We start from the raw sequence: 14876 nt of genomic DNA, 5'->3' as shown, positions 1-14876 counted from the left end.
ACCGCGGCATCGAGCTTGGGCGCGAGCACCCGATCGACGCGCTCGGGCGTGAGCGCCGTGAGTACGCCGTCGTCGAGGGTCCCAGCGGCATGAACGACCGCCGTCAGCGGGTGTGCCGTCGGAATCGCCGCGAGCAGCCGCTCGAGCGCTGCACGATCCGAAACGTCGCACGATTCGATCGACACGCGGGCGCCGCGTGCTTCGAGCTCGCCCGCCAGAGCGTCGGCACCCGCCGCCGCGCGACCTCGGCGCGACGCGAGCACGACGTGCCGCACGCCGTGCTTGGCCACGAGATGACGCGCCACCTGCATGCCGAGAGCTCCCGTGCCCCCGGTCACCAGCACAGTGCCATTCGGATCCCACCTGTGAGCCACCCCATCCTTCGCGTCCGCATCCACGCGGGCAATCCTCGGCCGATACGCCGTTCCGCCACGGAGCGCGAGCTGGGGCTCGCCCGAGGCCGCTGCAGCGATCCACGTCGGCATCGATGCCTCCGCATCGTCGATGTCCACGAGTGTGATCCGTCGATCCGGATGTTCGCACTGCACCGCTCGGACGAGCCCCCACACGGGCGCATGAATCAGGTCGACAGCTCCTTCGTCCGCACGCGTGGACACGGCCCGTCGCGTGACGATGACCCAATGGCAAGCGGCAAGCCGTTCGTCCGCAAGCCACACGTGCAGTTGCGCGAGGGCGTCGTGCACCGCTCGGTGCGCACCTCGCACCAGGTCCCCCGCGCCATCGAGCAGTGTCATGACGATGCCGTGCGGAAGTGGTGCGAACCGCTTGTTTGTTTCAAATGGCAAATGTTCGGATCGAAGCTCGATCCAGTCGTCGACGTTTGCTTCTGCCTTCGATTCGAAGGTAAATGGCACCCACGCGACGCGATGGAGCGCGCGTCGGGCCGGCTCGTGGAGAAAGCGGTCCCGTGGGGCACGATGGGTCGTAAATCCATCGATGTGTGCGACGGGCATGCCGTGCGCATCCGAGAAGACCAGATCGGATGTCGTCGTGTCGGCGGCGGGCGACGATGGGGCACGCAGGACATGCTCGGCCCACGAGGGCGTCGCCGCGTGCCCGTACCAAACGAAGCGTTCCATGGCAAAAGGAAGACGGGGGACGCCGCCACCGGCGCGCTCGTTTGCCGTCTCCCGCGCCCCGTCTTGCGTCCAACAGCACAACTCGAGCGCGAACGCGTTGTCGATGAGGCCAGCGGGGATCGGGGCATCGTCGAGGGGGACCCCCTCGGGGGCCGCGAGCCGCCCGACCCCCGTACGCTCGCCCACGAGGTTGGCCTGGCGCAGCCACCACCACCGAGGACCCCAATCGATCTGCAGCGCGCGCAACACCGCATCGAACTGGGAAAGATCGGCATCACCCTCGCGCAGGGACGAATCGAGAGCACGGCGCGCCAAGGACGCGTCGGGGGAGCCGAGGAAGCGATCGATCCCCGCGGTGACGTGCGTCGTCCACCCGCTCCCGTCCTGCGTCCGAATCGCGGCGGCGAACCCGGAGCCTTCGCGCGGCACGAGATGGACCTGGAGTGGGACCCGACTCTCTCGATGTTCGAAACCCAGGGCTCGCACGAACTGAACGTCGCCAATCTCGACCGGGCAGCCCGGCCAATGGGTGGCGGCGATGGCGAGCAACACCGCCATGTAGAAGGCCCCTGGAACGACGATGCGACCGTAGACGGCGTGGTCTTCGAGATACCCTTGGACCGTCGGTCCAATCTCCAGCGTGTGCACGACGCTGCCATCCGACAGCGCGATGCGTTGGCCAGAAAGCGGATAGGGGCCGTCAGGACGGGGTCCGGCCATCGACGGCGATGCATCGAGCCAATGGCGCTGGCCGCGGAAGGCGTACGTGGGGAGCGAGACCAAACGCGCGGAGAGGGGCCGAAAGACCGCGCTCCAATCGACGGTGTGACCGCGCGCATGCACGGAGGCGACGGACGAAACGAGCGAAAAAGGCTCCTCCGCACCGCCACGCAACGACGGCAGAAACGCGCCGGCACCGGCCTCGGCGAGGCATTGCTGCGCGAGCGCGCACAGGGTCGATCCGGCGCCCAGTTCGAAGAACGTGGAGACGCCCGCCGTGTCGAGCGCGGAAACCGCCTCGGAGAAGCGGACGGGCTCTCGAAGATGCCGCACCCAGTGCTCGGGCGACACGAGATCGTCCGGATCGGCACGGCGCCCCGAAACGTTGGAAACGATGGGGATACGAGGCGGCGAAAAGGCGATCGTGCGCGCGACCGCCCGGAATTCGTCGAGAATCGGATCGACGAGGGGGGAGTGAAATGCATGGCTGACGCGGAGGCGTGAGACATGGCGACCGCGTGAGGCGAAGTCTCGCTGAATGGCTTCGAGCGCCGCGAGCTCACCGGAAACGACGCACGAGAACGGAGAATTGACCGCCGCCAGGGCAACCTGGTGCGTGCGGCCGACCAGGAAGGGCCGGAGCTCGTCCTCCGTCGCGTGGACCGCGAACATCGCGCCCCCCTGCGGGAGCGTCTGCAGGAGGCGCGCCCGGGTTGCGACCAGGGTGCACGCATCGGCGAGCGAGAACACGCCCGCGACGTGCGCGGCGGAGAGCTCCCCGATGGAGTGCCCGAGTAGAAAATCGGGACGAACGCCCCACGACTCCAGGAGGCGAAAAAGAGCGACGTGAAGCGCGAAGAGCGCAGGCTGCGTGAAGCCGGTCCGGTCGAGCGATTCGGCGAGCGACGACCCCGTCGGGGCAAAGAGCACGTCGCCCAGCGGGAGCTCGAGAAGCGGATCGAGGTGCGCGCGAATGTCATCGAGAGCGTCACGAAAGACGGGAAACGCGTCGTAGAGCGCGCGGCCCATGGCGGGACGCTGCGAACCTTGTCCCGAGAAGAGGAACGCGAGCTTGCCCGGGCCACGCTCGTCGTCGTCGCCGAGGACGAGGCCGGGGACCGAGCCCCCACGTGCGAGGGCATCGAGGGCCTCGAGGAGTCCATGGCGGTCCTGCGCCACGATCGCGGCACGTCGCTGGAAGTGCGAGCGGGCGACGGCGAGGGTGTGCGCGACATCGCGGGGCGTGAGATCGGGCCGTTCGAGAAGATGCGCGCGGAGACGTGCCGCTTGCGCACGAACGGCATCGTCGGATTTTGCCGAAACGAGGAATGGCAACGGAAACGCCGGCGCCCTCGCAGCTTCGCGTGGGGCCTCTTTCGGAGCTTGCTCGATCACGACGTGCGCATTGGTTCCGGAGAGCCCGAAGGCGGATACCCCGGCGCGCCGCGGAGCCCCATTCGCGCGCGCCGGCCAAGGTTGCAGGGTGTCGACGACCTCCAGCGCGTGCGCGTCCCAATCGACGAGCGGGTTGCGCGGCGTGCTATGGATGGCGGGAGGCCAGGCTTCGTGCCGAAGGGCGGTCACCACCTTCGCGACGCCCGCGAGTCCGGATGCAGGTTCGAGGTGTCCAATGTTGGCCTTGAGGGCACCGAGGCGCAGGGGCCGATCGCGCTCGGTGCCATGAACGGCGCCGAGAGCGTGCATCTCGATGGGATCACCCAAGGACGTGCCGGTTCCGTGGCACTCGACGTAGTCGATGTCGCCCGGCGCGAGTCCGGCGTCCCCGAGCGCGGCGCGGAGGACCTTCTGCTGCGAGCTCCCATTGGGCGCGGTGATGGCGCTGCTGTGCCCATCGTGATTCACGGCGGAACCACGCACGAGCGCTAGGACGGCATGGCCCTGCGCCTGCGCGTCGGCGAGGCGCTCGAGCGCAAGGACGACGACCCCCTCGCCCCGACCATAGCCGTCGGCGAGGCCCGAGAACGTTTTGCAGCGACCATCGGGCGCGAGCGCTCGGGTGCGCGAGAGCATCACGAAGGGCTGGGCGGACGCCATGACATGAACCCCCGCCGCGAGCGCGAGATGGCACTCTCGCCGGCGCAAGGACTGGCACGCGAGGTGGAGAGCAACGAGGGACGAGGAGCACGCGGTATCCACCGAGAGCGCGGGGCCTTGCAATCCGAGCGAGAAGGCGAGACGTCCAGCGCCGAACGAGGCATGGCTCCCGGCGACCGCGTACACATCGGCGTCGGCAGCCTCGCGGGCGGATGCATAATCCGATGCCCCCATGCCGACGAAGACCCCCGTGAGCGACTCGCGCAACGATCCCGGGACGATCCCGGTGTTCTCGAGGGCGTGCCACGACGCTTCGAGCAAGAGGCGCTGCTGCGGATCGAGGTGCGCGGCCTCCGTGGGCCGGATGCCGAAGAACGGAGCATCGAAGAGATCGATCCGATCGAGGCATGCCCCGTGCCGTACGTAGCTCTTTCCTCGCGCCTCGGGATCGGCATCGTAGAACGCATCGACGTCCCAACGATCCCGCGGCAACGGTCCCACGGCGTCGCCGCCGCGCTCCAGAAATCGCCAGAGGTCCTCGAGGTTTTCGACCCCGCCCGGAAGACGCAGGCCGATCCCCACGATGGCGATCGCGTGCTCGTCCGTGCCAACGACGCGGTCAACGGCTTCGGCGCCATGGTCGTTCGGGGGCGAGGAGCCTGGCATTCGCCCCAGCGACTCCAGAAGAAACGCGGCCACGCGTTCCGGCGAAGGGTGGTCGAATGCCAAGGTGGCCGGCATCGCGACGCCGGTGGCGCTCTGCAGCCGCCGTCGTAGCTCCAGCGCCATCAACGAGTCGAGCCCCAGATCGAAGAACCCCGCCCCGGGCCCCAGATCGCGTGCATCGGTGCGACCGAGAACGGCGGCGGTTTCTGCCAGCACGCGGTCGAGGATGTCGCGGCTTCGTTCGTCGGGCGTCTGCGTCCGAAACCGCGCGAGGAGTTCGCTCGTGGAGGCCCCGGCCGTCTCCGGTGAAGGGGCGTGGCGCAGGGACGCGAGCGCCTCCCGTGCCTCGGGGATCTCCGCGATCAGCGGCTGCGCGCGCGCCCCGGCAAACGCGGGGACGAAGCGCGCCCAATCGATGTCGGCCACGGTGATGGCCGTCTCATCGTGTTCGAGCGCGTGCTGCAGGGCGAGCAACGCATTGTCGGGCGACATCGCCGCCAACCCGCGCCGGCGAAGTCTCGCTTGCACCGCCTCGTCGCGCGCCATGCCCGCTTCGGCCCATGCGCCCCATGCGACGGCCGTCCCGGTCTTTCCCGATGCACGACGTCGTTCCGCCAGTGCATCCAAAAAGGCATTCGCGGCCGCATACGCGCCTTGATTTCCACTGCCCCAGACGCCCGCGCCGGAGGAGAAGAGCACGAAGGCGTCGAGCGGACGCTCTCCGATCAGCTCGTCCAGATGGCATGCACCTTCGACCTTGGCGTGCAGCACCGCGGCGACCTCGGCGATCGACATGCCGGTGAGCGGCCGATCCTGCGTCATCCCGGCGGCATGCACGACGATGCTCGGGGCCGCACCCTCGGCGTCGAGCCGCTCCAAGAGCGTCGCCAGCGCCCGCCGATCGGCGACGTCGCAGGCCGCGGTGGTCACACGGAGGCCTCGGCCGGTCAACTCGGCGATCAGGTCGTGCGCACCGGGCGCTTTGGGACCGCGCCGGCTCACCAGCACGAGGTGCTCGACGCCGCGGTTCGCCAGCCATCGCGCCACCTGCGCGCCCAATCCGCCCGTACCTCCGGTGACCAGCGCCGTGCCCCGCGGTGCCACGGGCCGGCGGTGTGCGCGCACCCCGAGGGGCGCTCGCACCAGACGTCGCGTGAACCATCCCCGCGCCCGCAGCGCGATCTGATCCTCGCCATGGGAGCCCGTGCACGCGTTCACGAGCGATGCGAGCGCGCCTTCATCGAGCTCCTCGGGAAGGTCGATCGACCCGCCCCATCGTTCGGGGTGCTCGAGGGCCACCACCCGGCCGAGTCCCCAAATCATCGCCTGCGAAGGTGACGGCGCCGGATCGCCTTCGTCCGCCCGCACCGCGCCACGGGTCAACGACCACAGTGGGGCGCGGATCCCGGCGTCACCCAGCGCCTGCACGAGACGAAGCGTGAGGGCAAGGCCCGTTGGGACGCCCGGTTCTTGCGGCAGCGGCGATTCATCGAGCCCGCAGAACGAGAGGATGGCCCGCGGCTTCTCCCCGGCGGCCATGGCCGGCATGTGCTCGACCGCGACATCCTGCACCGTCGCACCGCGCTCCGCGAGCCCGCGCCGGACGGCCTCTACGAGCTCGTGGTGGCTTGCCCCCGCGGAGTGCACGAGCCACCACGTCCCCGAGGCGTCGTCGTGACCGGGGCGCGCCATCGTCCTCCACGCCACGCGGTAACGGCACGAATCGATGGTGGCCTCTTGCCGGACCTGCGTTCGCCACGTGGCGAGGGCGGGCAACACGGTTGCGAGCGAAGCTCGGTCCTCGTCGGCGACCTGGATCTGCGCAGCTACGGCATCGACGTCCCCGCGCTCCGCCGCCTGCCAAAAGCGCCTCTCCTCGGGCCGCGCGGACCATGCGTTGCGGGGCGCAGTGTCGGGCGTCTCGAGCCAGAAACGGGTGCGCTGGAAAGGGTACGTGGGAAGTGGGACGAGGTTTCCCTTGGGCAGGAGAGCGGGCCAATCGGGCTGAAAGCCGCGCGCGAGGAGCTCGGAGAGGGAGAGCATGACGCGGTGGAGGCCCCCGTGGTCGCGGCGGAGAGTTCCGGAGACGCAAGCTTGGATGCCTGTGTGGTCGAAGGACTGGCTGAGGGCGAGAGCAAGGACGGGATGTGGGCTGACTTCGAGGAAGAAACGGTGCTGGTGGTCGAGGAGCTTGGAGGTGGCGTCGTGGAAGCGAACGGACTGACGGAGGTTTTGGACCCAGTAATCGGGGCCGAGCTCGGTCCCGAGCAGGACGTCGCCGGTGACGGTGGAATAGAGCGGAAGAGAAGCGGAGCGTGGCGAGATGTCGCGGAGCTGTTCGAGGAGAGCGTCGCGAAGGGGATCGACGTGGTGGGAGTGGGAGGCGTAGTCGACGCGGACCTTACGAGCAAAGACGCCGTCGCGCTCGAGGTGGCACAGGAGCTGGTCGATGGCGTCTTGGGAGCCCGAGAGGACGGTGGAGCGAGGGGAATTGACGGCGGCGATGGAGAGGTCGTCGCCGAAGGGGGTGAGGAGGGGCTCGAGCTGGGCGGGAGAAGCCTCGACGGACGCCATGGCCCCGGAGCGAGCGAGGGAAGCGAGCGCGCGGCTGCGGAGGGCAACGACTTTGGCGGCATCGTCGAGGGAAAGCGCACCTGCGACGAAGGCGGCGGCGATCTCGCCTTGGCTATGGCCGACGACGGCGTCGGGATGGACGCCGAGGGAGCGAAGGAGGGCGGCGAGGGAAACGAAGACGGCGAAGAGCAGGGGCTGGACGACGTCGACCCTGTCGAGGGAGAGGGGAGAATCGGCCGAGGGAAGAAGGTGGTCGAGAAGGGGAGCTGAGAGATAAGGATCGAGCGCGTTGGCGCAGGCGAGGATTTGGTCCCGAAAGACGGAGGATTCGTCGAAGAGGGAGCGTGCCATGCCGGCCCACTGCCCGCCCTGGCCCGGGAAGACGAAGACGAGCTTGCCGCGAAGGGCGACCTCGCCGCGTACGAGGTGCGGCGCGGAGGTACCGCGGGCGAGAGCCTCGAGCCCATCGAGCAAGGCCGCGCGTTCGCGTGCGACGAGGACGGCACGGCGCTCGAAGTGCGCGCGGGAAAAGACGAGCGAATGCGCGACGTCGGCGAGGTCGAGCTCGGGGTTCGCGACGAGGTGCGCCCGAAGCCGCGCTGCCTGGTCCCGCAACGCGCCATCGCTTTTCGCCGAGAGGACGAGAGGAACGTCGCCGCCCGTGGCCGGCGGGGAGGACTCTGCGTGCGGAGGCGGCTCCTCGAGAATGAGGTGAGCGTTGGTGCCGCTGATGCCGAAGGAGGAGACGGCGGCGCGCCGAGGCCTGTCGGAGCGAGGCCAGGGAGTGTGCGAGGTGAGGAGGCGAAGGCAGCCGGAAGACCAGTCGACGTGAGGAGAAGGAGAATCGGCGTGAAGCGTCTTCGGCAACGCGCGGTGTTGGAAGGCGAGGAGCATCTTGATGACGCCCGCGACACCGGCGGCAGCCTGAGTGTGTCCAATGTTGGACTTGAGGGAGCCAAGCCAGAGTGGAAGCTCGGGAGAATGGGCGGCGCCATAGGTAGCCAAGAGGGCATGGGCCTCGATGGGATCGCCGAGGGAGGTGCCAGTACCATGAGCCTCGACGGCATCGACGTCGTCGGGAGCAAGGCGAGCGCGGAGGAGAGCCTGCCGAATGACGCGCTGCTGAGCGGGCCCATTGGGAGCAGTGAGGCCCTGGCTGCGGCCATCCTGATTGACGGCGGATCCGCGCAGGAGGCCGAGGACAGGATGACCAAGGCGAAGAGCATCGGAGAGGTGCTCGAGCAAGAGCAAGCCGGCGCCCTCGGCCCAGCCGGTACCGTCGGCGAGTGAGGAGAAAGCTTTGCAGCGGCCATCGGGAGAAAGAGCGCGCTGCCGGGAGAACTCGACGAAGGTGGAAGGCGTGGCCATGAGGGTGACGCCGCCGGCGAGTGCGAGAGAGCACTCACCGCGTTGGAGGGCCTGAGCGGCAAGGTGAATGGCCACCAACGAGGAACTGCAGGCGGTGTCCACGCTGATGGCGGGCCCCTCGAGCCCGAACGTGTACGCGATCCGCCCGGAGGCCACGCTGGCGGCGCTACCGATGCCCACATGACCTTCGAGCGCATCGGGTACGCGAAGGAAGCGTGCCCCGTAATCGTTGTAATTGATCCCCACGAAGGTCCCGGTCGGACTGCCATGAAGGGACGTGGGATCCATCCCCGCGCGCTCGAAGAGCTCCCACGCGATCTCGAGCAGCAACCGCTGTTGGGGATCCATGGTGGCGGCTTCGCGCGGGCTGATCCCGAAAAAGTCGGCATCGAAGCCGTCCACCCGATCCACGAAGCCCCCCTCGCGCACGTACGTCTTGCCGGCGGCGTCGGGATCCGGATCGAACAGCTCGTCGAGGTTCCAGCCCCGCTCGTCCGGGACGCGGGCGATGGCATCGGTCCCCGCCTCGAGCAGTCGCCAGAGGTCCGCGGGCGTGACGACCCCTCCCGGAAAGCGGCAACTCATAGCCACGACCGCGATCGGCTCGTCGGCCACCGCGGTGGGAGCCGCCGTGGAGCCCGCGTCCTTCGCCCCGTGCTCGAGCAGCTCCGCCCGCAGTCGCTCGACCAAGGCCGATGGCGTCGGATGATCGAACAGCAGCGTGGCCGGAAGGCGAACGCCGGTGCGAGCGCGAAGGCGACGCGTGAGCTCGAGGGCCATCAGCGATCCGAGCCCGAGCTCCGCGAGCGGACGGCCCGCCTCGATGGCCTCACCCGAACGCTGTCCGAGGACCGCGCCCACCTCCGCGCGCACCAACTCCAGCAAGGCCCGATCACCATCGGGCGCCGAAAGCTCGGCGAGTCGCCCTTGCCAGACGGCGCGTTCGTTCTCCTCGGGCCTCTCCGCGTCCGCCGTGCGCGCGGCCGCGGGTCGCAGCAACGGATGTGTGCCCTGCCGAGCGCGCACGTCCGGCTCGAAGCGCGCCGGAACGAGGAGCGCGTCGGGACGCGCGAGCGCCACGTCGAAGAGGCCCAGCGCCTCCTCGAGGGTGAGCGCGGTCATCCCGAGCCGCGCCATTCGCGCACGGTCGCTCGGCGCCAAGGTCGCACCCATGCCGCGCGACGTCTCCCAGAGACCCCACGCCAGCGAAGTTGCAGGCAGCCCGTGCGCACGCCGATGCTGCGCCAGCGCATCGACGAACGCATTGGCCGCCGCATAGTTGGCTTGTCCGGCCGTGCCCAGCAGCCCTGCGACCGATGAAAAGAGCACGAAGAACGAAAGCTCCCGATCCATCGTCGATTCATGCAGGTGCATGGATCCGTCGACCTTCGGACGCAAAACGCGCGCGAGCCGTTCGTCGGTGAGACCATTCACCAGTCCGTCCTCGATCATACCCGCAGCATGAACGATGCCCAGGCAGCGATCCTTCGGAACCGAGGCGAGGAGGGCCCGAACCGCGTCGCGATCCCCCACATCGCACGCCGCGAACTCGACGCGGACGCCCGCGGCTTCGAGATCGCTCCGCAGCGACGTGGCACCCGGCGCCGAGTCTCCGTGCCGCGATGCCAGGACCAGATGGCGCGCACCGTGCTGCGTGACGAGGTGCCGCGCGACGAGCTCGCCCAGCGCCCCCGTACCGCCGGTCACGAGCACGATTCCTTCCTGCATGGACGAACCACGAGCCTGCGAAGCCGCGCTCGGCTCGGCGCGCACGATCCGGGGCGTCCGCCATCGCCCGTGGCGAAGCGCCCACTGGGACGCTCCGGCGATGAACGGCAGGGCATCCCGTGCCGTCGCGAGATCGTCGACGTCGGCCAGCACGATGCCGCGATCGGGTGCCTCCGTTTGCGCCGTGCGCACGAGCCCCCAGAGCGCTGCGGCACCGAGATCGAGCACGTCTTCGTCCGGCCACGTCGCGATGGCCCGTTGGGTGAGCACCACCAGTCGGGAGCGAGCAAACCGGTCGCTCTCGATCCACCCTCGAAGGAGCGCCAAGCATCGACGGCTCGCATCGTGGGCTGCCTGCACCGGATCGGTCCCCTCCGATCGCCACGACGCCACCACGGTACCGGGGACGTCGGCGCCCGCGGCCACCGCGGCTTCCAGTGCGTTCCAGTCGGCGTATTCCCCATCGTCTCCGAGCCATACGCACGGCCCCGTGGACGAGGAGCTCGCGCCCGTGTCGGTTGCGATCCATTCGACACGGTGGAGCAAATCGGTTCGCTCCGGTGCCTGTCGCTCGCGTTGGAACGCGTAGGTCGGCAGGGCGATCGGGCGCGCGTCCGAGTCCTCGAAGAAGGCTTTCCAATCGACGGTGCGACCGCGCGTGTGCAAGGCGCCGATGGCGCTCGAGAGGGTCGCGAGCTCGGGTCGATCTTTGCCGAGCGTGGGCCGCAACATGGCCTTCTCGCGAACCTCTTCGGACAAACCGTCGTGCGCCAGCGCACAGAGCGCGCCGCCGGGGCCGACCTCCAAAAAGTCGAGAACGCCTTCTCCTTCGAGCGCGCGAACTCCGTCCAGGAAACGCACCGTGTCCCGCACATGCCGCACCCAGTAGTCGGGCGAAGCCATCTCCTCGCCGCTCACCCGCCTGCCCGTGACGTTGGACACGATGGGAATCTGCGGCGGGCGAAACGTCAAAGGGCGAAGGGCGCCTTCGAAGGCCTGCAGCATCCCTCGGACGTGGGGCGAGTGGAACGCGTGTCCCACCCGAAGGCGCACGGCCCTGCGCCCCATCTTCTCGAAATGGGATGCAATCCGCAGAACGGCGTCCTCGTCCCCGGCGACGACCGTCGAACGCGGCCCATTCACGGCGGCCACGCTGACCTGCGCGTCGTATCCAGCGAGCCGCTCGAGGACCTCACCTTCGGAGGCGGCGAGTGCGACCATCACGCCCGCGGGGAGAGCCTGCATCAGGCGTGCGCGCGCGGCCACCATGGTGCACGCATCTTCCAGCGAGAGCACCCCCGCGACGTGGCCTGCGACCAACTCCCCGATGGAGTGCCCGAGCAGCACATCAGGGTGAACCTTCCAGCTCGCAAGGAGCCGGAAGAGCGCCACTTCCACCGCAAAGAGAGCCGTCTGCGTGTACACCGTCTGGTCCAGGCGTTCGGCATCCCCGGAGCACTCCGCGAACGCAACCCGCCGGACGGAGAGGCCGAGCCGGCCATCGAGCTCGGAGCAGACCGCGTCGAACGCGTCGCGAAAGGCAGGAAACCGCGCGTAGAGGGATCGTCCCATCCCCGGGTGCTGGCTCCCCTGGCCCGCGAAGAGAAACGCCAGCAGGCCGCCCGCGGACCGATCGCGCGGAGGCTCTCCGCGCGCGATGGCCTCCAGGCCGTCCTGCAGCTCGCGCCGATCGGAGACCACGAGCGCCTCGCGCTTCGCAAAGTGCGAGCGGGTCGTCGCGAGGGACGCGGCAACATCGACGAGCCGCCGATCGGGATGGGCGGAGAGCCATTGGCCGAGCGCGGTCGCTTGGGCGCGCAAAGCCTCCTCCGTCTTGCCGGACACCAGCACGGGGAGCGGGCCCGATCGCGTTTGCGCGTCGGGCAGGAGCGCATCCCATCGCACGGGGGCGCCACGCACGAAGAGCGCGCCCAACGTGTCCAGCATCACATCGTGCTCGTCCTCGTCCCGCCGAAGCGATGGAAGTACGATGCCCTGGCGCCCCGCGTGGCGCAGGCTCGACGCGATGGCGTGCAGCGCGAAGGGGTGCGGACTCACCTCCACGAAGGTGTCGAAACCTCCTTGCAGAAGATGCTCGATGGCCGTCGCGAACAGCGCGGGCTCCCTGACATTTCGAACCCAATGGGCAGCGTCGAAGTGCCGGCCGTCGAGCGGCGCACCGGTGACCTCGGACACGATGGGGAGGGCGCCCGTTCGCGGTCGCACCTCACGCAACGCTTCCAAGAGGTCGTCACGGATCGCGTCGACGTGCGGACAATGCGCAGCGATGTCGATGGCCACCCGGCGGCAGAAAAGGCTGCGCCGCTCGAGCGATGCGAACAACCCATCGAGTGATGCGGCGTCGCCTGCAACCACGGTCGAATCCGCGCCGTGTTGGATCGCTCGGAACAGCCGGCCCTCGTAGCTCGTAAGCTCCGCCGCGGCCTCGTCCCATGGGAGCCCCACCACGCCCATCGTCCCTTTTCCCTGGATCCGCCGGAGCAGGCGTCCGTAGGCGCAGATGGTGCGCATCGCGTCCTCCAGGCTCAGAACGCCGGCGACGTGTGCGGCGGCAATTTCGCCACCGCTGTGCCCGACCACGGCGGCCGGCGTGATGCCCCAGGAGCGCCATAGCTCGGACATCGCAATTTCCACCGCAATGATCGCCGGAAGGCTCACGTCAATCGCGTCCAGGTGCGAGTTCGAGGCATCGGCGGAGAGCTCGTCGAACAGCGACCAACCGAGGTGCGCGCGGATGCCGCGATCGCATCGTTCGATGGCCTTGCGAAACACGGGCTCACGATGAAGGAGTCGCCGCCCCATCGTGGCCCACTGCACGCCTTGCCCCGCGAACACGAAGACCACCCTCGGCGACGGCGTCTCGAGGTGCCCTTGGCGAACGCGCACGCCGGCCTGGCCGTCGAGAAATCCCCGCAGGTGCCGTTCGGTCTCTCCTCTCGAGCGCGCGACGATGGCCAGCCGATGGGGCCCTTCGCGCGGCCCGTCGTTGGCCGCGCCCGCGAGCCACGCGCGGGCGTTTGCGCGGAGCGTGCTCTCGTCCGACGCCGCGCTCGCGAACATCTCGGCGCGCGGTGCGTCCCACTCGGACAAAACGACGTGGCAATTCGTGCCCCCCATTCCAAACGAGCTCACCCCCGCGATCCGCGGACGGGACGTATCCGGCCACGCGCACACGCGGGTCTCCACGGCAAGCTTCCAGGCCTCGAAGTCGATGTGCGGGTTCGGCGTGTCGAAGTGCAGACTCGGCACGAACTCTCGGTGCTTCATGCACAGCACCGTCTTGACCAGTCCCGCGATGCCGGCAGCCCCTTCGAGATGCCCGATGTTCGTCTTGGCCGAACCGACCCGCAGCGGGCCATGCGGCGCTCGACCTTCCCCGAACACCGCACCGAGGGCGGCGGCCTCGATGGGATCGCCGAGCGCGGTCCCCGTGCCATGCAACTCGACGTATTGGACCTCGCTCGGTGCGACACCCGCCCGCGCGCAGGCGAGGCGCAGCACGGCCTCCTGCGCCGATGGATTCGGCGCCGTAAGCCCGTTGGCCGCGCCGCCGTTGTTCACCGCGCTGCCGCGGATGACGGCATGAATCGGATCCCCGTCGCCGATGGCCCGCGAGAGGCGCTTGAGCACCACCACGGCGCCTCCCTCGCCGCGCACGTAGCCGTTGGCGCGCGCGTCGAACGTGAAGCACCTGCCGTCCGGCGACAATCCGCCGAACTCGCTCATGCCAATGGCGCTTTCGGGCGCGAGGGTCAGATTCACGCCGCCGGCGATGGCGAGCGACGATTCCCCACGCCGCAAGCTCTCGCACGCGAGATGGATCGCGACGAGCGACGCCGAGCATGCCGTATCGATGGTCATGCTGGGCCCATGAACGCCGAGCACGTAGGAAACCCGGTTCGCGAGAATGCTTCGATGATGCCCCGTCACCGTGTGCGGGGTGATCGACGCGACCCCTTGCCGGTAAAGCAGTGTGGCGTGGTCGTCCCAGATGGAGCCGAAGAAGACACCCGTTTGCGTGCCTTTCAGCTTCTCGGGGACCAGCCTCGCATCTTCGAGCGCCTCCCAACTGAGCTCGAGCATCAGCTGCTGCTGCGGATCCATCGCACGCGCCTCGCGCGGGGAGATGCCGAAAAACAGCGGGTCGAATCCATCGACTCGCCCGAGAAATCCCCCCCAACGGGCGCTTTCGGCTCCTTCGAGGGCATCGGGATCCCAGCGGTCTCGCGGCACCTCCGTGATCGCGTCGATGCCACCTCGCAGAAGCGCCCAGAACGCGTCCGGACTCGGCGCACCCGGGAATCGGCACGCGATTCCGACGATGGCCATCGGTTCGTCGGTCGCGGTCACGTTCTCGACGGGCGCCGCCTCCGGGGCCCCGACGGCGAGATACCGCGCCAGCGCCGCGGGGGTCGGATGGTGCCAAATCCATACGGGGGAGATGGTACGTCCAAGCACATTTCCCAACGCGGAAACGAGATCCACGGCACCGCGCGAATCCAGTCCATATTGGGTGAATCGTTCGTTCGGATCGATGCTTCTCCCATCGATGCCGAGCCGCTCGCTCAGGTACGAGGCAATCCAGCTGCGAATATCGTCTTCATGATGATGGGAGCCCGGTGTGCTCTTCGAGTGGGCAGTCAC

1 protein-coding gene (only partly in view) is annotated in these 14876 nt (G+C 68.9%); it reads right to left on the bottom strand.

Features of this window, described 5'->3' with window-relative positions:
- Positions 1-14876, bottom strand: partial view of an SDR family NAD(P)-dependent oxidoreductase gene (locus tag LVJ94_26070; protein WXB10674.1) — the 5' portion only. It extends 892 nt beyond the left edge of the window; only the first 14876 of its 15768 coding nucleotides appear in the window; it begins with the start codon at positions 14874-14876; its stop codon lies off the left edge, out of view.

Source organism: Sorangiineae bacterium MSr11367 (genome assembly GCA_037157805.1).
Classification (GTDB): Bacteria; Myxococcota_A; Polyangia; order Polyangiales; family Polyangiaceae; genus Pendulispora; species Pendulispora rubella.
This window is presented reverse-complemented; position numbering and strand designations above follow the sequence as displayed.